A 19,915-nucleotide genomic window follows, 5' to 3' on the forward strand; every position below is an offset into this window, starting at 1 on the left:
GTTAACCTGCAAATCGATCTAAATTCGAGAACAGCTCTGTCGTAAAGGACACGATTGTTGAAAGCATCCATGGACCAAACACAACAAGCCCAATGAGTACAGCAACAATCTTAGGAATAAACGCAAGCGTCTGTTCTTGAATTTGGGTTGTCGCCTGAAACACACTGACAATCAGTCCCACAATGAGTGCGAGCGCTAGAAGCGGCCCACTCACAAGCAATACTACATACACTGATCTTTCAGCCATCGTAATGACAAATTCTGAACTCATGTTTTAAGCACCTACTCTAAAAGCTTTGCAGCAAAGATTTAACTATCAAATACCATCCATCGACTAAAACAAATAACAATATTTTGAAAGGGAGCGATATCATAACCGGTGGAAGCATCATCATCCCCATTGACATCAGAACACTTGCGACCACCATGTCAATAATTAAAAATGGAATAAAGATCATGAAACCAATTTGAAATGCCGTCTTTAATTCTGAAATGGCAAAAGCGGGAACCATCGTCGTTAACGGAATATCTTTAATCGATTCAGGTTTATCCATTTTTGCGTAATTAAGAAATAAAGCCAAATCTTTCTGTCTCGTATGTTTACTCATAAACTCTTTAATAGGCACTTCGGCTTTTTCATACGCCTGATTTAACGTGATGTCATCATTTAAAAGCGGCGTCAGCGCCTCTTTATTAATCTGTGAGAACGTGGGTGCCATGATAAAAAATGTGAGAAACAACGCAAGTCCAACAAGCACTTGGTTTGGCGGCATTGAGTTGGTTGCAAGTGATGTTCTGACGAATGAAAGAACAATCACAATCCGTGTAAAACACGTCATTAAAATGAGAATGCCCGGTGCAACCGAAAATACAGTTAAAAGTAAAAGAAGACGGACAGATGTGCTGATATTTCCTGCACCGCTGGAATTAAATAAATCGATAAACTCATTCATTTTGTTTCGGGCCTTTCTTTCTGACTTCTGATTGGGTCTTTTTCAATTCGGCTAGCTGCGCCTTTAAATTGGCTGAAAAAGAAGAAGTGGTCGTCTGATCATGTTTCTTTATCTGCGATGTAAATTTTTGAACCATTTTTGGTAAATCGGTTTTGCTTTCCATCGCTTCTTCATATTGTTTCACGATCGCTTCACATTCTTGTTCATCATCAATTTCTTTTAGCAGCTGGATTGAGTCTGCTACGCCGACAACTAATACTCGTTTGCCCACTTTGATCAGCTGGACTGAACGGTTTTGTCCGACTGTCGTTCCGCCAATATTTTCAACATAGCGAAATGGTTTGAGTAAACGGTTTTGCTTACCAACAAATCTCACTAATCCATAAATAAGCAGGATGACAAAAAGTAAGGCACCAATCATTTTGACAAAATCCATAATGGAGACAGAAGAAGAGGGAACTTCTTCTGCCGGATTCGTTTGATTGTCAGTGGTTTTCTTCTCTGTATCCTTTTTGCTTTCTTTCTCATCTTTGAGCCAGTCATTCACTGTGCCATTCTCAGGATCTTTCGTTTCGGCAAACAGAGAGGCAGGCTGCATCGTCAAGAAAAGCATAAAACTGATCATTGCTATACATATCAAACGTTTTTTCAACAAATCTTACACCCTTTTTTAGCCTAACGTTTTATTAATTGCTTCAAGTACGCGGTCTGCCTGGAATGGCTTCACGATAAAGTCTTTTGCACCTGCTTGGATCGCGTCAATAACCATTGACTGCTGTCCCATAGCAGAACACATGATGATTTTTGCAGAAGCATCGATTTGTTTAATTTCTTTTAGTGCAGTGATTCCGTCCATTTCCGGCATGGTGATATCCATTGTGACAAGATCAGGAGATGTTTCTTTGTATTTTTCAACTGCTTGTGCGCCGTTTTCTGCTTCTCCTACTACATCAAATCCGTTTTTTACAAGAATATCCTTGATCATCATTCTCATGAATGCTGCATCATCTACGATTAATACCTTAGTAGCCATTTACTTATTCTCTCCCTATATGTTTGTTTATTTTAAATTAGAAAGTCTTTCTGACTGACTTAAAATATCAGTCACACGAACACCAAAGTTCTCATCAATGACAACGACTTCCCCTTTGGCGACGATTCGTTTGTTCACTAGAATGTCTACTGGCTCACCAGCAAGTTTGTCCAGTTCAATGATACTTCCAGCTGAAAGCTCAAGAACTTCTTTCACACTGCGCTGAGTTCTTCCAAGTTCCACCGTAATGGAAAGCGGAATGTCCATCAGCATATCAAGGTTTCCAAGCTGGCTTGTTGTATGCTGAGGCTCACTGAACGATTCAAATTCAACCGGCGCCACATTTACAGGTGCTGCCGGCTTTGGCTTCGCCTGTCTTTTCGGCGGTGCTGCTTGCTGCGCTGGGGCAGACTGCGTTTGCGGAGCTGCCGGCTGAGGTTCAGGTGCACTCACTTCTTCTTGAACCGGCTCTTCTTCTTGCGCAGGATCTGTTAATTCTGCAATTAAATCCTTCGCAAATGTAATAGGATAAAGCTGCATAATATTTGAATCGATGAGTTCACCTATTTTTAATCTGAAGGATACTTTGACAAGCATCTCTTCAGCTGGAATGCGGTCTGTCCCTTCTCCTTCTTTCACATCAAGTAATTCGACGCGCGGCGGAGAAATATCAATCTTTTTATTAAAGACAGTCGACATGGATGTCGCAGCAGAACCCATCATTTGGTTCATTGCTTCTTGTACTGCACTTAAGTGAATCTCACTTAAAGAAGGGTCAGCATTTGTCCCGTCTCCGCCCATCATTAAGTCCGCAATAACTGCTGCATCTGTTTGCTGGACGACAAGCAGGTTACTTGCGCTGAAACCTTCCGTATAATTCACTTCAATAGCGACATACGGATGAGGAAATTCCTCATTCAGCATACTTTTTTGAATCACTGTAACAGTTGGAGTTGTAATCTCCACTTTTTGATTTAATAGGGTTGAAAGTGCTGTTGCAGAGCTGCCAAATGAAATATTTCCGATTTCTCCAATGGCATCTTGCTCCATTGCAGAAAGGATTGTATCAGGCTCTATATCGTCATTGCTGCCTCCTTTAAGGAGCGCATCGATTTCGTCTTGTGATAATTTACTTCCGTTATTCTCCATCTTCTTCACCTCTTATGTCGTGATCTAGAATTTGAATCGCCTGTTTCCGATTCACGCGGCCGGCCTGTCCCAAGAATTTCGGTTTATTTCCGACCATAACAGTAAGAGGCGCATTTACTGGTTTGTCCAAGGCAATACAATCACCAATTTCCAAATTCAAAAACTCTTCCACCGTCATTTCCGATTGTCCCAGCTCTGCGACTACCGGTATTTTTGCCTTCATAATCCGTTTTTCAATGGCCTTTGTTTCTTGCTGTTTTGGTTCATTTCGTTCAGACTGCATCCAGTAGTGTACAGACAGCTTCGGAATAATAGGCTCTAATACAACGTGAGGAATACATAGGTTAATAACCCCGCTTACCTCGCCAATTTGTGTATTAAGAGAAATGACGACAACTGTTTCGTTTGGTGACACCATTTGAACAAACTGGGGATTTACCTCGAAATCTGCCATTTCAGGCTCGATGTCGGTTATGGACTGCCACGCTTCTCTGTAATTTTCCAAAGCTCCCTCAAACATGTTTGAGATAATCTTTGTTTCAATTTCTGTAAGTGATTCTGTCTTATTATGACTAATGCCAATCCCGCCCATCAGCCTGTCCATCATCGCATAGCCGATTGTTGGGTTTACTTCAAGCATGATTCTTCCTTCAAGCGGGCTGACATAAAATAAGTTTAATAATGTCATATTAGGAATCGAACGAATAAATTCTTCGTATGGTACTTGGTCAACCGAGCTGACAGTAATTTGAATATATGATCTTAGTTGCGCTGAAAAATGCGTGGTGAGCAGTCTAGCGAAGTTATCGTGAATCCTTGTTAAACTTCGAATCTGGTCTTTTGAAAAGCGCAGTGCACGTTTAAAGTCATACACCTTCACTTTTTTCGTCGTTTCCTCTTTTTTCAGCTCTTCTGCATCCATTTCGCCTGTTGAGATGGCGGATAATAATGCGTCGATCTCATTCTGGGAAAGCACTTCTCCTGACATTTCTTCACCTCCATCGCGTTAATTAATCGCCTCTATTGCAGATTAAAGGAGGTTATATATACTTCTTTCACCTTGCCATCTTGCAAATAGTTATTCACTTTGTTTTTGACTTGTGTTTTAAAATGTTCTCTGCCTTTTTTGCCATCAAGTTCATCTGCATTCGTGTCTGATAAAATGTCGATTACAGCATCTTTTACTTGGAAACTTCTTTTTTCAAGCTCTGATTTTGCTTTTTCAGAGTCCGTTTCAATATTCAGGACAAGTTTGACAGCATTTCCTTCAGATTTTAAATTGGTGATAATCTCAGGAATTTCAACAGAAGCTTTTACAACTTCATCTGCTGTTGGCTCTTTTTCGGCTTTTGCTTCGTCTGACCCATTCAGCAGAAAAAAGATGCCTGCTCCAATTCCGACGATGGCAATAATCATGATTAGCATTACTACGACTAATTTCTTCTTCATTCAAACTCCTCTATTCCTTGATTCAATGAAATGACTTGGATTTTTCTGTAGAATGAAATGATTTTCTCTTGAAGCTGCTCTTCATCTTCTTTCACAACGAATTTCTTTCCATTGGCCAAAGTAATGGTCGTGTCTGGAAAGCTTTCGATTTGCTCGATATGGAGAGCGTTCAGCATAAATCCTTTGCCATTTAATCTTGTCACTTCAATCATATTAAGCAGAGAAGCGAGCATCCGCTCCCCCTACCTCCTATCGTTTCAGATTCACAAGCTCTTGCAGAATTTCATCAGATGTTGTGATCGTCTTTGCATTCGATTGGAATCCACGCTGCGCGATAATCATTTCGGTAAACTCATCTGTTAAATCAACGTTTGACATTTCTAGTTTACCTGTTTGGATCACGCCAGTTCCTTCTTGACCAGGTACGATAGGGTTACTTGGTGCACCTGAACTTAACGTTTGGCGGTAAAGGTTGTCACCAACTTTGTCTAATCCTCCTGCGTTACTGAAAGATACGAGTGAAATCTGTCCAACATTTCTAGATACGTTGTTTTCAACAACCGAAATTGTTCCATCTGGACCAACACTTACACTTGAAATGCCATCTGGGATCGTTATTTTTTGTCCATCCATTCCGAGAAGGTAATTTCCGTCAGTAGTCGTTAAATTTCCCTCCGAATCACGTCTAAAGTTCCCGGTTCTTGTATAAAGAACTTCTCCTTGACTTTCAATACGGAAAAATCCATCTCCATTGATATAGAAGTCGTAAGGTTCATCTGTATTTTGAGAAGATCCCGGTGACATGACTTTATCAATAGAAGCTAAAGATGATCCTAAACCAACTTGTTTTGAGTTAATTGAACCAGAGTTGTTCGTTGGTCCACCTGAGCTTGAAATGGTTTGACTGACCATATCTTTAAACGTGATACGGCTTTTTTTGTATCCGTGTGTATTGACGTTGGCTACGTTATTGGCTACCACATCTAATTTTGTTTGGAAGTTTTTCATTCCGCTAATTCCTGAGTAAAGTGAGCGTAACATTTATTTTCCTCCTCGAATTACTTCGTTTTTTCTCCAACTGCTGTAACATCCCAAGGGCTGATTTTCGTACCATCTTCTAAAACAAGTAAGTATTCATTGTCTATGTTTTTAACAGATTTCACAGTGCCCGATATCTCTTTATCATCCAATTTGCCCGATACTTCTTTACCAATCCAGCCTACATACGTCGTAAACGGATCTTGGTGTGCAACAAATGTAGACATGAGCTGATTCAGTTTGGTGATCGAATCGTTCATATTGGTTTGCTGTTCTAAAGATGAAAATGTCGCAAGCTGAGTGACAAACTCACGGTCATCAAGTGGGTTTGTCGGATCTTGGTTTTGAAGCTGCGTGAGCAAAATTTTCAAGAATTGATCTTTGCCAAGCGTATCTGTTTTCTTTTCTGTTTTTGAAGAAGTGTCTGCTTGTGCGGCTGTTCTATTCGTAGCATCAACTGTTGCCATTAGATCTCCTCCTCTTCTTCATCTGACCCAACAAGAGCATCCAGTACATCTTGGAATTCTGCTTCCTGTTCATCAGTCTGCTGGGAATTCTGCCCTTTTGACTGCTGCTGCTTGTTTTCTTCGTTAAATTGTTGTCCAAATAACGGCTGCTCATTTGATTGAAGCGGTATATGGAAACGGTCCACTTGAACCGACATATTCGGAAGTGCCTGCTTGAGCTGCGGCAGATGATGCTCTAACAGCTCTTTCGCTGCTTGCGTCGAGGCTGTAATTTTACTCGCATACATACCGTTTTGCTTCGTTAGCTGAATGGTAATGAATCCAAGATTTTCTGGATTTAATCGAACGGTGAAGCGTCCGCTTGAATTGCCAAACGGCGTGAATTTCATTTGCTTCCACGTGTTTAGAATTTGCTGATCAACTGTTCCCGGCTTCTCATCAGTCGTTTGTGTCTGCTGAACAGGAGCCGCTGACTGCAGTTGGAAAAACTGCTTATGACCTGGCAAAAGTGTATGGGTCATTATTTTTTCAGAAGCTGGTGCAGCAGCGCTTTGTCCTTTCACGACTTCTTTTTTGATGAGCCACTCAAGAGATGCATTCCCTTTTGCCGGAGAAGCGAGTGTAGATTCTTGTTTTGGAGAGATTAGCTCTTTCAACTCTCCAAGTGAAATTTTCCACTCTTTGTCAGACCCTTTCGCATTCGCCATCATATGGTCGATTAACTGATTAAAGTGCTTTAGCTCACTTTGAGTCATCGAATTCAGCTTTGGCGTTGATCCCTGCGAGAAGAACTGCTCTTTTACTTGCTGAATGAGTTTTTCATCTACCCCGTTTTTCGAAAGAAAGTGGATAAAGTCTTGACCTTTTCCTTCAATATCCTGCACAAGTTTCGCATCAAAGCTGAGCGGCTGTTGATTGAGCAATTGATAGATGAAGAAGTGGACTTGTATGAGCTGTTCACTATGTTCAGAACCTGGCTTTTCCGCTTGATCACCGTAAATGGAAGATTCCATTTTTTGAAATAATTCTTCAAGTGATTTGAGATCGGATGATTCAAGCGTTTGACCTTGTAGTGTTTGAAGCGCACTTAGTAGGTCTGCGCTCATTCCTTCTTCAGGTGATTGCATCCATTTTTCAACAATTTGCATCGCATCATTGATAGAAAGAGAGGCTGCATCGGCTGTCTCAGCATGAACAGGACCGCTTTGAGCGCCTGCTCCGCTAAGCAATTGTTTAAACAAACCTCGTGCAGATGCGGCGCCGTCTCCTTTTAGCCCTGAAAGACCTTGAGAAGATTGCTGTAAGGCTCCAATATCCAATAGCTTCACTTATTGTCCACCCCCATTTTCACTTTCTTCTTTTTTGGCAAGCTCTTTTGTAAACGTTGCTGCCTTCTGAGGTGTCAGTTTTGCTAATATGTCTGTCAGTTTATTTTTGCTCAGCTCTTCAAGAATTTTTAACGCCTCTTTATCACTTAATTCTGATAAAATTTTGGCGGATTTTCCTGAGTCCATGCTTTCATAAATGCTGGCGACCTTTCCTTTTGTCTGCTGATTAGAGGATGCCGCTGCATCAGAGGACGTCCCTGCCGAGTTATTATCTGACGTGTTATTTGATGAGCTGTTATTCGATGAACTGTCATTGGCTGACGTATTCTTTGCATCATTTTCAGATGTTTTTTCAAGTGAGTTGATTTTTTGATTCAGTCTTTTAATCTCTTCATCACTTGTTTTCAAATCTTTTTGTGCAATTTCGAGTTCATTTTTTTGCTCTTTAATGGTCTTTTTCAGTTCTTTCAACTCTGCATCGCTTTGATCATTAGGTGAAGATGACGTTTTTGAGGTGTCATCTGAACCAACTAAGCTGCTAATCACCGGAATGTTTTGGAGCGGTTTTTTTAGATCAAAACCTGCCATATAAAGGATCGTGCCAGTGACAATCACAAGCACAATCAATGGGATGATGACAATAAACAAGATCCATTGAAATTTCCCGCCGCCTGATTCCTTCGTTTTTTCCTTCTTAGGCATTCATCTCGACTCCTAATGTCCTTGAAACATGAATTGGCTGATAGAGATATCATCCATTTCTTTCATTTCAATTGCCTTATGTTCAAGGGAGAACTTTTCAAATTGCTTTTCTTTCATTTTTTCAAACTTTTTAAACTCAATGTTTTTTTCAGTTAAATCAGATTGTTTTTCATTCATTTGATGGCGTTTCATGATCACAAGCTGCTGATAATGCTGGATGGTGTTATCTAAGTTGGTCACAAATTGCTGGTAATGACGCATTTCTTGAACACTCATTCCACTTCTCAGCTTTTCTTCTTTGCTTTTTTCCATTAGCTCTTTTTTACTCATATTTTCATAGAGTTTTTCAGCAACTTGCTCAAATGCCGAAACGGATTGTTGGTATGCTGCGAGTGACTTGTCTTTTTCACTTTCTTTCAGTTCTAAGAGCTTTTGAAATTTGTATTGATATCTCACTGTTTTTGTCAATCCTCTCTATTCATCAAACTGAGCAATAAACTCACACTGTCTTCAATAGATACAGCCTCTTCTACATCCTGCTTCAAAAAAGAAATCAGGTGAGGGTAAGCCTGCATGGCCTCATCAATATCTTTGGAGGAGCCTTTTTTATATGCTCCAATATTAATGAGGTCTTCAGCGTTTTGATAAGTGGATAAAAGCTGGCGGAACCGGTTAGCCGCTTCCTTGTGATCATGACTTGCGATATTGCTCATGACACGGCTGATACTTTTCAAAATATTAACAGCGGGAAATTGTCCTTTGTTGGCTAAAGCACGATCAAGTACAATGTGACCATCCAGGATCCCCCTCACTGTATCAGCGATGGGCTCGTTCATATCGTCCCCATCAACAAGCACTGTGTAAAACGCTGTGATCGAACCAAGCTGATTTGTCCCAGTTCGTTCGAGCAATTTTGGCAGTATAGCGAACACTGAAGGTGTATATCCTTTTGTTGTTGGCGGCTCGCCAGTTGCGAGTCCTATTTCCCTTTGCGCCATGGCGACCCTTGTAACAGAATCCATCATGAACATGACATTTTTGCCTCTGTCCCTGAAATACTCCGCAATAGCTGTTGCTGTATACGCAGCTTTCAGTCTCGTCAGTGCAGGCTGGTCAGAAGTTGCAACGACAACAATGGATCGCTTCAGTCCTTCAGCACCTAAATCCTTTTCAATAAACTCACGAACTTCACGGCCACGCTCTCCAACAAGAGCAATGACATTCAGGTCTGCTTCTGTCTGCTTTGCAATCATCCCCATTAAGGTACTTTTTCCAACACCGCTTCCGGCAAAAATCCCGATCCTTTGACCAGTGCCAACTGTGAGCAGACTGTCAATGACTCTAACACCGACACCCATCTTTTCTCGAATAGGCGGTCTGTCCATTGGATTTGGGGGTGACTGATCTGTCGAAACAGGTGCAAGTCCTTTTGGAAGCATACTGCCATCAAGCGGATCACCGAAGGCATCAACGACTTCACCAATTAATCCAGTCCCAACTTTGACCTTCAGCGACTCACCCGTCGCTTCAACAAGACTTCCTGGTGAAATATTGGATGCTTCTACATAAGGCATGAGCAGAATGTTTTCATCTCTAAACCCTACGACCTCTGCTTTTATCGGATGGTGCTTGCTCCCTTTTTTATGAATGAGACATACATCACCGATCGAACTCTCCGGTCCCTTAGATTCAATCATCAGCCCAACCACTCGATTGACTTTACCAAATCGTTTATAAGGATCAGCGGTTTCAATCGTTTCTTTTAGCACATCCATTTTCATTTGTGATCACCTGAATCAATGACTTCTAATAATTTTTCTTTCAACTGATTCATTTGGGTATCAACACTCGCTTCCACTTTTCCAAAACTTGTTTCTACGTAACAAGTTCCTTTTGGCGCTTTTTCATCCGAGTAAATGGCAAGGTGTGTATCCTTTTGAAGGATTCTAATCAATTCGTCTTTATATTCCATCACATGCTCGTAATGTTCAGGGTCAACATAGATGGAAATATCATCATATTCTTTCACTTCTGAAATGACCTGCTTCACAAGAGCCAAAAATTGATCTTTCGTGTCCTCAGCTGCATTCCAAACGCGTTTGGCGAGTTCAAAAGCGAGTTCCACAATTTGCTCAGCAGAGCTTTCAATTTTTTCTTCGTAGTCCTGCCTTGCAAGACGAACGATGTCATTTGCTTGATCAAGAATAGCTTGGTACTGCAAATTCGCATCTGCTTCGCCCTTTTGGAAGCCTTCTTGATAACCTGCTTGTTTCGCTTCTTCAATGAGCTGCATTCTTTCTTCTTCAAACTCAGTCCGGCGCTGATTGATTTCAGCCATTGTTTTTTCCAGCTCACTGTTTGCTTGTTCTAATATGCGGCTCGCTTGATCTTCTGCATCACTGAGTACTAGCTGCGATGCTTCGGTTTCATTGACAAGCTCTTCTTCGTGATGTTCTCTTTTAAAGTGTACTTGCTGTAAAGGAATCGTTTGCCGTCCTTGTTCAGGAATAACAGATGTTTCATGTTTGATAATCCTAGACAATGATATCGTCTCCTCCGCCTCGAGCTATGACGATTTCTCCAGCTTCCTCAAGTCGTCTTACGATGCTGACAATACGGGTTTGTGCTTCCTCGACATCTCTAAGCCGGACAGGCCCCATAAACTCCATTTCTTCTTTGAATGTTTCGACCATACGCTGTGACATGTTACGGAAGACAATTTCTTTGACCTCTTCGCTTGCCACTTTGAGTGCGAGCAATAAGTCATCATTTTCAACATCTCTGATGACGCGCTGAATCGCTCTGCTGTCAAGAGTGACAATATCTTCAAAGACAAACATACGTTTCTTAATTTCATCCGCAAGCTCTGGATCTTGAATTTCAAGTGTGTCTAAAATGGTCTTCTCAGTAGCACGGTCTACACCATTTAGCACTTCTACAACCGCTTCGACTCCGCCCGTTTGCGTATAGTCCTGCGTAAAGGTTGAAGAAAGCTTTTGTTCAAGAATACGTTCCACCTCATTGATGATCTCTGGAGATGTGCGGTCCATTAAGGCAATACGTCTCGCAACCTCGGTTTGTACTTCCTCGCCTAACTCAGATAAAATTTGCCCAGCCTGCACTGGATCCAGGTAGGAAAGGATAAGTGCAATCGTTTGTGGATGCTCATGCTGGATAAAGTTTAAAATTTGTTCTGGCTCAGCCTTTCGAGCAAAATCAAATGGTTTCACTTGAAGAGAGGATGTCAGCCTGTTTAAGATGCTGTCCGCTTTATCCTCACCAAGCGCTTTTTCAAGCACTTGTCTTGCGTACATAAGACCGCCCTGCGATATGTAGTCCTGCGCGATGGCAATGCTGTGAAACTCTTCGATGACTTCATCTTTTTTAGCAGTATCTACACTTCGTACATTGGAAATTTCTAATGTTAATTTTTCTATTTCGTCTTCAGACAGATGTTTGTATACAGATGCTGACACGTCTAGCCCTAAGGAAATCATTAGGATTGCTGCTTTTTGTCTGCCTGTTAGTCGATTTGGATCTTTTCTCGACATGTTTATTCCTCCTAATCCTCGGACAGCCAGCTGCGTAGCAATTTAGCAAAGTCTTCTGGTTTTTCTTTTGCCATTTTTTCAAGCTGATTTTTTCTCACCATTTCTTCTGTTTCTGGTTCAGTATCGATATCAGGAACATCAATTGGTGTACGTTCATCAAACTCAAACTCTTCTTCTTCATCTCTTCTACGCTTGCGTACAAGAAGAATGATAAGAGCGATAATTGCAAGTAGGAGCACACCGCCTACAATATAAACCCAGATTGGAATATTGTTTGAAGGGTTATCTGCCGCAGTTTGCTGTTTACCGTCTAATTTTGATACAGATAAAACGATTTTGTTATCTAAGTCTGCTTGAGTGAGCGCTTGACCATTTGTGTATTCTTTATCAATCGATGTGCTAATGATCGTTGAAAGAATCTTTTTGATATCATCTTGTCTTTCAGCAGTTAAAGAGTTTACATCGTTTGCAGTTGGTGGTTCGACCAATGCTTGAATGCCAACATCTCTGATTTTATAAGGACTTTCTTTGATATCTTTATGAATGCGGTTGACTTCATAATTGATACGATCTTCGCTCTTTTCGTAATCTCCGCTTCCATTCGCTCCATCGGCACCTTGATAATTTGTGACATCATCATCACCTGTTCCAGCGGTGCCTCCAGCTGCTGCGCCATTACCTGAATAAGTTTCAGCAATCTTTTCAGCGCTGACAGCAATTCCCTGCATGTTTTCTTTATCAACAGGTTCTACAAGGTCTTCTTTTCTTTTTTCTTCAGTAAAATCAATGTCTGTTGTGACCGATACAGCTACTTTATCTTGACCCATCATTGTTCCGAGCAGCTGCTGAATTTTTCTTTGAAGATTCTTTTCGATTTCCTCTTTTTTCTGCTGCTGTGCATCCATTCCACTTGCATAGGAATCGGAGCTGGTGTTTAAGTCGTAGTAGTTGGAATCTTGGTCCATAATGACAATGTTTTCTGTTTTTAAATTCGGCACACTTTTTGAAATAAGATGATAAAGGCCTTTTACTTGCTGCGGTGTGAGCGTGTAGCCTGGCTCAACTTGCAGCACAATGGATGCTGATGCATTACTTTGCTCTTCTCCAACAAAAACGGAATCTTTTGGCAGGTTAATCATCACTTTTGAATCTTTAATCCCATCAATCGTGTTGATCAGATTGGATAGTTCTGTCTGAGTTGCGTCTACTTTCAGAACATCAAATTCATTATCTGTTAAACCGAAGCCTGAATTGTTTGCAAAGAAGGAATAATCAATGTTGCCTGTCTTAGGGAGCCCTTCAGATGCAAGTGTTACTTTTAAAGAATCTGCTTGCTTTTCTGGAACGAGAATCGTTGTTCCATTGTTTGCAAGTTCCGATTTAACGTTTTTGCCATCTAGTTCCTGTTTGATTTGTCCAGCTTCTGCCTCAGACAAGTCTCTAAAGAGCGGAACCATTTTTTCAGAAGAAGCAAAGATGCTAACAACCGTAATAATGATTGCTAGGGCAGCAACGCCGCCAATCATGAGTATTTTTTGTAATTTTGATCGATTTCGCCAAAACTCAACTGTTTTTGTTCTTAATTGCATTAAAGTACGATTCATCTTAACCCCCGGTCATTCCATTCAGTCTTTTTTTGTCCACCAGCACCTCCTACATCTGCATTCTCATAATCTCTTGGTACGCTTCGACTGCTTTATTACGAAACTCTGTTGCAGCTGTGAGTGTAACACTCGCTTTTTGCGCGGCAATCATGACTTCATCGAGATTGACATCTTTTCCTTGTGCAAGCGCATTTGTATACTGGTCTGATTTCAGCTGTGATTGATTTAATGCCTCAATGGAATTCTTCAGCACATCAGAGAAATTCGTTTGACTTTTAGGTGCAGCCGCCTGAACGGGCGTTGCATTCGTCAATTCACTTGCTTGCTGAGCAGTTTGAAGCTGGAAAGGAGATATTGCATTAACCAATTATTTTCACCTTACTTTCCTATTTCTAAAGCTTTCATCAGCATGCTTTTATTCGCATTTAGAGCAGTCACGTTTGCTTCATATGATCTTGAGCTGCTGATGAGGTCGACCATTTCTTTTAATGGATCGACATTTGGTGTTTGAACATATCCATTTTCATTGGCATCGGGATTTGTAGGATCATATTGAAGGTTGAATGGAGTTTCGTCTTCAGTAATCTTTGTTACTTTGACGCCGTTTCCTAATTTGCCGCTTGAATTCATACTTGAGTTCAATATAGATGAAAACGATTCACCTGACGGCTGTAATGTGACAAGCTTACGTCTATAAGGCTCCCAGTTGCCATCAACCTGTTTAGCTCTTGTTGTATCCATATTTGCAAGGTTTGAGGATACAACGTCCATTCTGAGCCTCTGTGCCGTTAATGCTGAGGCCGAAGCGTTCACTCCTGAAAAAATCGACATCACTTACCTCCTGTCAAAACTGTTTTAAGAGAATTGAATTTCCCGCTCATTCTTTCCACCAGCGCATTATACTGAATTTGGTTTTTAGCGAGTTCACTCATCTCTTGATCAATATCGACATTATTTCCGTTTTCTTGATAAGAAGTACGGTTGCTCGAAACAACTGAATAATTGGACCCTGTTTTTGAAAAATCAATGTGACCTTGGTATGTTTTTTTGGCATCTAATTTGATTGACGCATCATTTAGCATGTCATGGAATGCGACGTTTTTCGACTTGTAGTTCGGTGTGTCTATATTTGCGATATTATTGCTTATGACTTTTTGCTTAACATTCGCTCTGCCCAAGGCATTCTCAAGGTTGCTTATCGTTCCAGAAAATATATCCAAAACCATATACCTCCAATCATATGTATTTCATTCCATTTAATCATGTCGAGATTTGTAAAACCATATGTTCATTGTAAGAAATAATAGGATTAAAGTCTATGATGTATATGTAAAAAAAACTCGTAATATATATCTATTTTACGAATAGGTATAAAGACCTAGATTCAAAGCACTACAGATTTGTAAGGGGTTTCTTGGAAAAAAGAGTGACATTTTTCGGACAAATCCTCATTTTTTCACATAAAAAAACCCTTTTCAGCATTTATTTCGGCCAAAAAGGGTTTTTGATTAATGAGATTTTAAATTTTCGAGTTCAATTAAAAATTTGTTGTTTAACACTTTGATGTACGTTCCCTTCATTCCAAGAGAACGAGATTCAATCACGCCTGCACTTTCTAACTTACGTAAGGCGTTTACGATCACTGAGCGCGTGATCCCTACACGGTCTGCAATTTTACTTGCAACGAGAAGACCTTCGTTTCCATCCAGCTCTTCAAAAATGTGCTCAATCGCTTCAAGCTCACTGTAGGAAAGAGAGCTAATCGCCATTTGAACAACCGCTTTACTTCTTGCTTCTTCTTCGATTTCCTCTGCTTTCTCGCGAAGAATCTCCATTCCAACAACTGTTGCCCCGTATTCAGCAAGAATTAAATCATCATCTGTGAATGTATCTTGTAAGCGGGACAGGATTAACGTACCTAAACGATCTCCTCCGCCGATAATTGGAACAATTGTTGTTAAACCTGATTGGAATAAGTCCCGGTTTTCAATCGGGAAAGCTGTATATTCACTGTTAATATCAAGGTTTGAAGACGTTTCAGGGACATTGAATAGACTCTTTGTATATTCTTCAGGGAACTGACGATCTTCAAGCATTTTTTTCATACGTGCATTTTCGATCTGTTGATTAATGGAGTAGCCAAGAAGCTTTCCCCTTCTGCTTAATACGAAAATGTTTGAATCAATGACATCTCTCAGTGTTTCTGCCATTTCTTTGAAATTAACTGGTTTCCCCGCTGCATCTTGCAGCATTGAGTTAATAATCCTTGTTTTTTGTAGTAACGCCATAATAATGATCCTCCTAGATTACTTTATTCATTTGTTAAAGTATAAATTGACTTAAATCTTTGTTATTTGCAATCTTTCCTAGCTTCTCTTCGACATACTGAGGTGTAATGGTCACTGTCTCCATCGTAATATCAGGCGCCTCAAATGAAAGCTCTTCAAGCAGCTTCTCAAGTATGGTATGAAGCCTTCTTGCACCGATGTTATCTGTCTCCTGATTGACATGATAAGCCACTTCGGCAATCTTATGAATAGCATCGTCAGAAAATTCAAGAGATATACCTTCTGTTTCAAGTAAAGCTTTATATTGCTTTAATAATGCATTATCTGGTTCCGTTAAGATTTTCACAAAGTCTTCTATACTTAATTTATCTAATTCTACACGGATTGGGAAGCGTCCCTGAAGTTCTGGAATCAAATCTGATGGTTTTGCCATATGAAATGCACCTGCTGCAACAAACAGCACATGATCAGTTTTAACGGCACCATATTTTGTCATCACAGTTGAACCTTCTACAATCGGTAAAATATCACGCTGAACCCCTTCACGAGAAACATCTGCAGATGATGCACCACCGCTTTTGGCGATTTTGTCGATTTCATCGATAAAAATAATTCCTTGCTGCTCTGCTTTGTAGACCGCTTCCTGACTGACTTCATCCATATCAATCAGTTTTGAAGCTTCCTCAGCCGTTAACGCCTTTCTTGCTTCTCTGACAGTCAGCTTTCTGCGTTTTTTCTTTTTAGGCATGAGATTGCCGAGCGCATCCTGCATGTTCATACCCATTTGCTCCATACCCGAGCCTTGAAGCATATCAAACATGGAAGGCTGCTGTTCTTCTACTTCAATCGTAACGTAATGATCTTCAAGTTCTCCCATCGCCAGCTGATGAGCGATTCGCTTTCTTGTCGATTCGAGTTCCACTTCTTCATTTGAATGATCTCGATCACGGTCATCTTCATCAGAACCGCCAAACAGCATCTCAAACGGATTTTTCACAGACTGGCTTTTTTTCTTGCCAGGAACAAGTAAATGAACAAGACGTTTATTTGCTTGTTTTTCTGCTTCCTCTTGAACATCTTTCATCTTTTCTTCTTTGACGAGTCTAATCGCTGTTTCAACTAAATCTCTCACCATGGACTCTACGTCACGGCCGACATAACCCACTTCAGTAAATTTCGTCGCTTCCACTTTAATAAAAGGCGCACCAGAAATTCGAGCAATTCTGCGGGCAATTTCTGTTTTCCCCACACCTGTTGGACCGATCATTAAAATGTTTTTAGGAACGACTTCATCCTTTAGCTTATCATGCAAAAGACTTCTTCTGTAACGGTTTCTTAAAGCCACCGCCACTGCTTTTTTCGCATCAAGCTGACCAATGATGTATTGATCAAGCTTTTCAACTATCTCTCTTGGGGTGAACGGCTTTTTCTCCATACGTCTCATGTCCTTTCTATTCAAGCTCTTCTAAAGTGATTTGATCGTTCGTGTAGACACAGATTTCTCCGGCCGTTTCAAGAGCGGCCTTTGCAATTTCTCTCGCTGAGAGATGATCACCTGCATGGGTTTTGAGTGCTCTCCCGGCGCTAAGCGCATAGTTGCCGCCTGAGCCAATGGCCAAAATCCCATCATCTGGTTCGATGACCTCTCCTGTTCCAGAGACAAGCAGGATGCTTTCTTTGTTCATGACGATGAGCATGGCCTCAAGCTGCCTTAGCATCTTGTCACTTCGCCATTCCTTCGCTAGTTCTACGGCTGCCCGCTTTAAATTACCACCATATTCTTCAAGCTTTGTTTCAAACTTTTCAAAGAGTGTAAAAGCATCGGCTACTGAACCTGCAAAACCTGCAAGCACCTTGCCTCCAAAAAGACGGCGCACTTTTTTTGCTGTGTGTTTCATCACGACAGCCTGCCCGAAAGTGACTTGACCGTCGCCAGCCATTGCACTTTTTCCTTTATGCTGAACGGCAAAGATGGTTGTTGCATGAAATGATGACATGAAAAAACCTCCTTTTAGGATCGTTTAAAAGCCCTTGGGTGATGAGACATGTACGTGTTTCTTAAAGAATCTTTTGATACATGCGTGTACACCTGTGTAGATGATAAATTTGAATGACCGAGAAGTTCTTGAACACTTCTCAAATCCGCCCCCTCGTTTAAGAGATGCGTGGCAAAGGTGTGCCTTAACATGTGAGGATGGATATGTAATGTACCTGACGCCTTTTTCATTAATTCAGTGAGAATGAATCGTACACCTCGGTCTGTAAGAGGCGTCCCGCGCTGATTCAAAAACACATGAGTATCAGCGCGGTCTTTCCCTTTAGATTTCAGCTTCTGCCTTCCATCCTCTAAATAAGTAATGAGCGCTTCATGAGCATATGACCCGAAAGGAACATACCGCTGCTTGCTGCCTTTCCCATGAACAAGCACTGTATCCATCGATAAATCAAGATCAGATTCTTTTAATGAACATAACTCACTGACCCTCATACCTGTTGCATAAAGAAGTTCTAAAATGGCTTGATTTCTTTGCCCAAGCGGTGTGCTGACATCAGAAACTGTAAAAAGCTCTTTTAGTTCCTCTTCATACAAAAATGAAGGAATCCGCTTATCCTGCTTTGGTAAGCTAACGAGTAAAAAAGGATTTTCTTTCACAAGCTGTTCTCTTAATAAAAATTTATAAAAGCTGCGAAGCGCAGAGACTTTCTTACTAATCGTTCTTCTTGTCAGGCCTTTTTCATAAGCTTCTGTTAAATAAATTCTCGTATCTTGATAGGATACCTCTTCAAAACCGTCTATTCCTTGAATGTTCATAAATCTGACAAACTCTTCAATGGCTTCTGTATATCCTGAGATCGTTAAAGCTGAATAGTTTTTTTCAATTTGCAGATATTCAATGAATAAGTGGACAAGACGCTGTTTATTCGTCATTTTTACACCTCTTTAAGGCTTTTAAATGGTATCACATATCTTGCTTTCCGTGCAATGTTTTACTACAGAGATTTCGAAATAGTTTGAATAGTTTCGATTGCGCGCTTAGCGTACTCTGCATAACGTTCTTGTTTGTTCTTAATTCGAACACCTAGATCTTTCAGCAAACCAAAATTCGCATTCATCGGCTGGAAGCTTTTCTTGTTTGTCGATGTGATGTAGTGAGCCATACTGCCAATCGCCGTCTCCTCAGGAAGTGTCACAAGCTCTTCTCCTTTGACAAAACGAGCGGCGTTAATGCCAGCCACAAGTCCGGACGCTGCGGACTCGACATACCCTTCAACGCCTGTCATTTGTCCGGCAAAGAATAGGTCATCTCTATTTTTAAACTGATAAGTCGGTCTTAAAAGGCTTGGCGAGTTAATAAATGTATTACGGTGCATCACGCCGTAACGAACAATTTCTGCTTCTTCAAGGCCTGGAATCAAACGGAATACTTCCTTTTGATCGCCCCACTTCAGATGTGTCTGGAAGCCAACGATGTTATATAAAGTACCTGCTGCATCATCCTGTCTTAATTGAACAACAGCGTAAGGTCTTTTTCCTGTTTTCGGATCTTCCAGTCCTACTGGCTTCATCGGACCAAACAGCATCGTTTTCTTTCCTCTTTTCGCCATGACTTCAATTGGCATACAGCCTTCAAAGAAGATTTCTTTTTCAAATTCTTTTAATGGCACAGTTTCAGCAGAAATGAGTGCCTCATAAAAACGATCGAATTCTTCTTCTGTCATTGGACAGTTTAAATAAGCGGCTTCTCCTTTGTCATAGCGTGATTTCAAGTACACCTTATCCATATCAATGCTGTCTTTCTCTAGAATAGGTGCCGCTGCATCGTAGAAATAGAGATATTCTTCTCCTGTTAACGATTTTAATTCTTTTGAAAGTGCTTCTGATGTCAGCGGGCCAGTCGCGATAATTGTCGGACCTTCTGGTATGCTTTGCACTTCTTCTTGAAAGACAGTAACATTCGGATGATTTTTCACGCGGTCTGTCACGTTTGCTGCAAATTCATGACGGTCTACTGCAAGCGCGCCGCCAGCAGGAACTGAGCTTTCATCTGCTGCTGCGATAATAGCTGAATCTAAATGACGCATTTCTTCCTTTAATACACCTACTGCATTCGTTAAAGCATTCGCACGCAGTGAGTTGCTGCATACAAGCTCCGCAAATTTATCTGTGTGGTGAGCCGGCGTTTGTTTCACAGGTCTCATTTCATATAAATTGACTTTAATCCCTCGTTTAGCGATTTGCCATGCAGCTTCACTTCCAGCTAAACCGGCTCCGATCACATTTACAAATTGACTCATTGTACAACTCTCCTATTTCGTAAGGTCTGTTTGATGACATAAAAAAGCAGGTGAACA

Annotated in this window: 25 protein-coding genes; all 25 read right to left on the minus strand. The window is 40.9% G+C overall.

What is annotated here, in order from left to right; genetic code table 11:
- Position 1: 1 nt before the first annotated feature.
- Positions 2–271: a flagellar biosynthesis protein FliQ gene (gene fliQ, locus M1D84_RS10885; protein ID WP_003211206.1), complete on the minus strand. Its 270-nt coding sequence runs from the start codon at positions 269–271 to the stop codon at positions 2–4.
- Between the two features lie 16 nt (positions 272–287).
- Complete coding sequence (fliP, locus tag M1D84_RS10890) at positions 288–953, minus strand: flagellar type III secretion system pore protein FliP (protein ID WP_024424164.1); 666 nt, start codon at positions 951–953, stop codon at positions 288–290.
- The gene (fliZ, locus tag M1D84_RS10895) at positions 946–1,605 is read right to left on the minus strand and encodes a flagella biosynthesis regulatory protein FliZ (protein WP_024424165.1); all 660 of its coding nucleotides are present in this window, start codon (positions 1,603–1,605) and stop codon (positions 946–948) included. The genes fliP and fliZ overlap by 8 nt, the downstream gene beginning before the upstream one ends.
- Before the next feature lie 18 nt (positions 1,606–1,623).
- The gene (locus tag M1D84_RS10900; protein ID WP_007499584.1) at positions 1,624–1,986 is read right to left on the minus strand and encodes a response regulator; all 363 of its coding nucleotides are present in this window, start codon (positions 1,984–1,986) and stop codon (positions 1,624–1,626) included.
- Between the two features lie 27 nt (positions 1,987–2,013).
- Positions 2,014–3,135 (minus strand): flagellar motor switch phosphatase FliY, encoded by a 1,122-nt coding sequence (gene fliY / locus M1D84_RS10905; RefSeq protein ID WP_024424166.1) that lies wholly within the window; start codon positions 3,133–3,135, stop codon positions 2,014–2,016.
- The gene (gene fliM, locus M1D84_RS10910) at positions 3,125–4,123 is read right to left on the minus strand and encodes a flagellar motor switch protein FliM (RefSeq protein ID WP_024424167.1); all 999 of its coding nucleotides are present in this window, start codon (positions 4,121–4,123) and stop codon (positions 3,125–3,127) included. Before fliM ends, fliY begins: the two co-directional genes overlap by 11 nt.
- Positions 4,124–4,155: 32 nt before the next feature.
- Positions 4,156–4,584 (minus strand): flagellar basal body-associated protein FliL, encoded by a 429-nt coding sequence (gene fliL, locus M1D84_RS10915; RefSeq protein WP_024424168.1) that lies wholly within the window; start codon positions 4,582–4,584, stop codon positions 4,156–4,158.
- Positions 4,581–4,796, minus strand: coding sequence for a flagellar FlbD family protein (locus M1D84_RS10920; RefSeq protein WP_008344794.1), 216 nt, complete (start codon positions 4,794–4,796; stop codon positions 4,581–4,583). Before M1D84_RS10920 ends, fliL begins: the two co-directional genes overlap by 4 nt.
- A 37-nt stretch (positions 4,797–4,833) precedes the next feature.
- Positions 4,834–5,625: a flagellar basal body rod protein FlgG gene (gene flgG, locus M1D84_RS10925; protein WP_024424169.1), complete on the minus strand. Its 792-nt coding sequence runs from the start codon at positions 5,623–5,625 to the stop codon at positions 4,834–4,836.
- A 17-nt stretch (positions 5,626–5,642) separates the two neighbouring features.
- A complete protein-coding gene (gene flgD / locus M1D84_RS10930) occupies positions 5,643–6,089 on the minus strand; it encodes a flagellar hook assembly protein FlgD (protein ID WP_024424170.1) in 447 nt (148 codons plus the stop codon).
- Complete coding sequence (locus tag M1D84_RS10935; RefSeq protein ID WP_024424171.1) at positions 6,089–7,417, minus strand: flagellar hook-length control protein FliK; 1,329 nt, start codon at positions 7,415–7,417, stop codon at positions 6,089–6,091. Before M1D84_RS10935 ends, flgD begins: the two co-directional genes overlap by 1 nt.
- Positions 7,418–8,119: a MotE family protein gene (locus tag M1D84_RS10940; RefSeq protein ID WP_024424172.1), complete on the minus strand. Its 702-nt coding sequence runs from the start codon at positions 8,117–8,119 to the stop codon at positions 7,418–7,420.
- A 12-nt stretch (positions 8,120–8,131) separates the two neighbouring features.
- Positions 8,132–8,575, minus strand: a complete 444-nt coding sequence (fliJ, locus tag M1D84_RS10945) for a flagellar export protein FliJ (protein WP_024424173.1) — start codon at positions 8,573–8,575, stop codon at positions 8,132–8,134.
- Between the two features lie 8 nt (positions 8,576–8,583).
- Complete coding sequence (gene fliI, locus M1D84_RS10950; RefSeq protein ID WP_024424174.1) at positions 8,584–9,900, minus strand: flagellar protein export ATPase FliI; 1,317 nt, start codon at positions 9,898–9,900, stop codon at positions 8,584–8,586.
- Positions 9,897–10,661 carry a flagellar assembly protein FliH gene (gene fliH / locus M1D84_RS10955; protein WP_024424175.1) on the minus strand — a complete coding sequence of 255 codons (765 nt, stop codon included), beginning with the start codon at positions 10,659–10,661 and terminating at the stop codon, positions 9,897–9,899. Before fliH ends, fliI begins: the two co-directional genes overlap by 4 nt.
- Positions 10,654–11,670: a flagellar motor switch protein FliG gene (gene fliG, locus M1D84_RS10960; protein WP_024424176.1), complete on the minus strand. Its 1,017-nt coding sequence runs from the start codon at positions 11,668–11,670 to the stop codon at positions 10,654–10,656. The genes fliH and fliG overlap by 8 nt, the downstream gene beginning before the upstream one ends.
- An 11-nt stretch (positions 11,671–11,681) precedes the next feature.
- Entirely contained in the window at positions 11,682–13,274 is a 1,593-nt protein-coding gene (gene fliF, locus M1D84_RS10965; protein WP_024424177.1) for a flagellar basal-body MS-ring/collar protein FliF, read from the minus strand.
- Between the two features lie 49 nt (positions 13,275–13,323).
- Positions 13,324–13,641, minus strand: coding sequence for a flagellar hook-basal body complex protein FliE (fliE, locus tag M1D84_RS10970; protein ID WP_025092577.1), 318 nt, complete (start codon positions 13,639–13,641; stop codon positions 13,324–13,326).
- A gap of 11 nt (positions 13,642–13,652) precedes the next feature.
- A complete protein-coding gene (gene flgC / locus M1D84_RS10975; RefSeq protein ID WP_024424179.1) occupies positions 13,653–14,105 on the minus strand; it encodes a flagellar basal body rod protein FlgC in 453 nt (150 codons plus the stop codon).
- Complete coding sequence (gene flgB / locus M1D84_RS10980; RefSeq protein ID WP_012009952.1) at positions 14,105–14,494, minus strand: flagellar basal body rod protein FlgB; 390 nt, start codon at positions 14,492–14,494, stop codon at positions 14,105–14,107. The genes flgC and flgB overlap by 1 nt, the downstream gene beginning before the upstream one ends.
- A 288-nt stretch (positions 14,495–14,782) precedes the next feature.
- Positions 14,783–15,562 (minus strand): GTP-sensing pleiotropic transcriptional regulator CodY, encoded by a 780-nt coding sequence (codY, locus tag M1D84_RS10985; RefSeq protein ID WP_007499612.1) that lies wholly within the window; start codon positions 15,560–15,562, stop codon positions 14,783–14,785.
- A 34-nt stretch (positions 15,563–15,596) separates the two neighbouring features.
- On the minus strand, positions 15,597–16,997 hold the full coding sequence (gene hslU, locus M1D84_RS10990) for an HslU--HslV peptidase ATPase subunit (RefSeq protein WP_024424180.1): 1,401 nt from the start codon (positions 16,995–16,997) through the stop codon (positions 15,597–15,599).
- A gap of 16 nt (positions 16,998–17,013) precedes the next feature.
- Complete coding sequence (gene hslV / locus M1D84_RS10995) at positions 17,014–17,559, minus strand: ATP-dependent protease subunit HslV (RefSeq protein ID WP_024424181.1); 546 nt, start codon at positions 17,557–17,559, stop codon at positions 17,014–17,016.
- Between the two features lie 14 nt (positions 17,560–17,573).
- A complete protein-coding gene (xerC, locus tag M1D84_RS11000) occupies positions 17,574–18,491 on the minus strand; it encodes a tyrosine recombinase XerC (RefSeq protein ID WP_024424182.1) in 918 nt (305 codons plus the stop codon).
- 62 nt (positions 18,492–18,553) lie between these two features.
- Positions 18,554–19,858, minus strand: coding sequence for an FADH(2)-oxidizing methylenetetrahydrofolate--tRNA-(uracil(54)-C(5))-methyltransferase TrmFO (gene trmFO, locus M1D84_RS11005; protein ID WP_024424183.1), 1,305 nt, complete (start codon positions 19,856–19,858; stop codon positions 18,554–18,556).
- Positions 19,859–19,915 lie beyond the last annotated feature (57 nt).

The organism is Bacillus sp. PK5-006 (genome assembly GCF_054161415.1).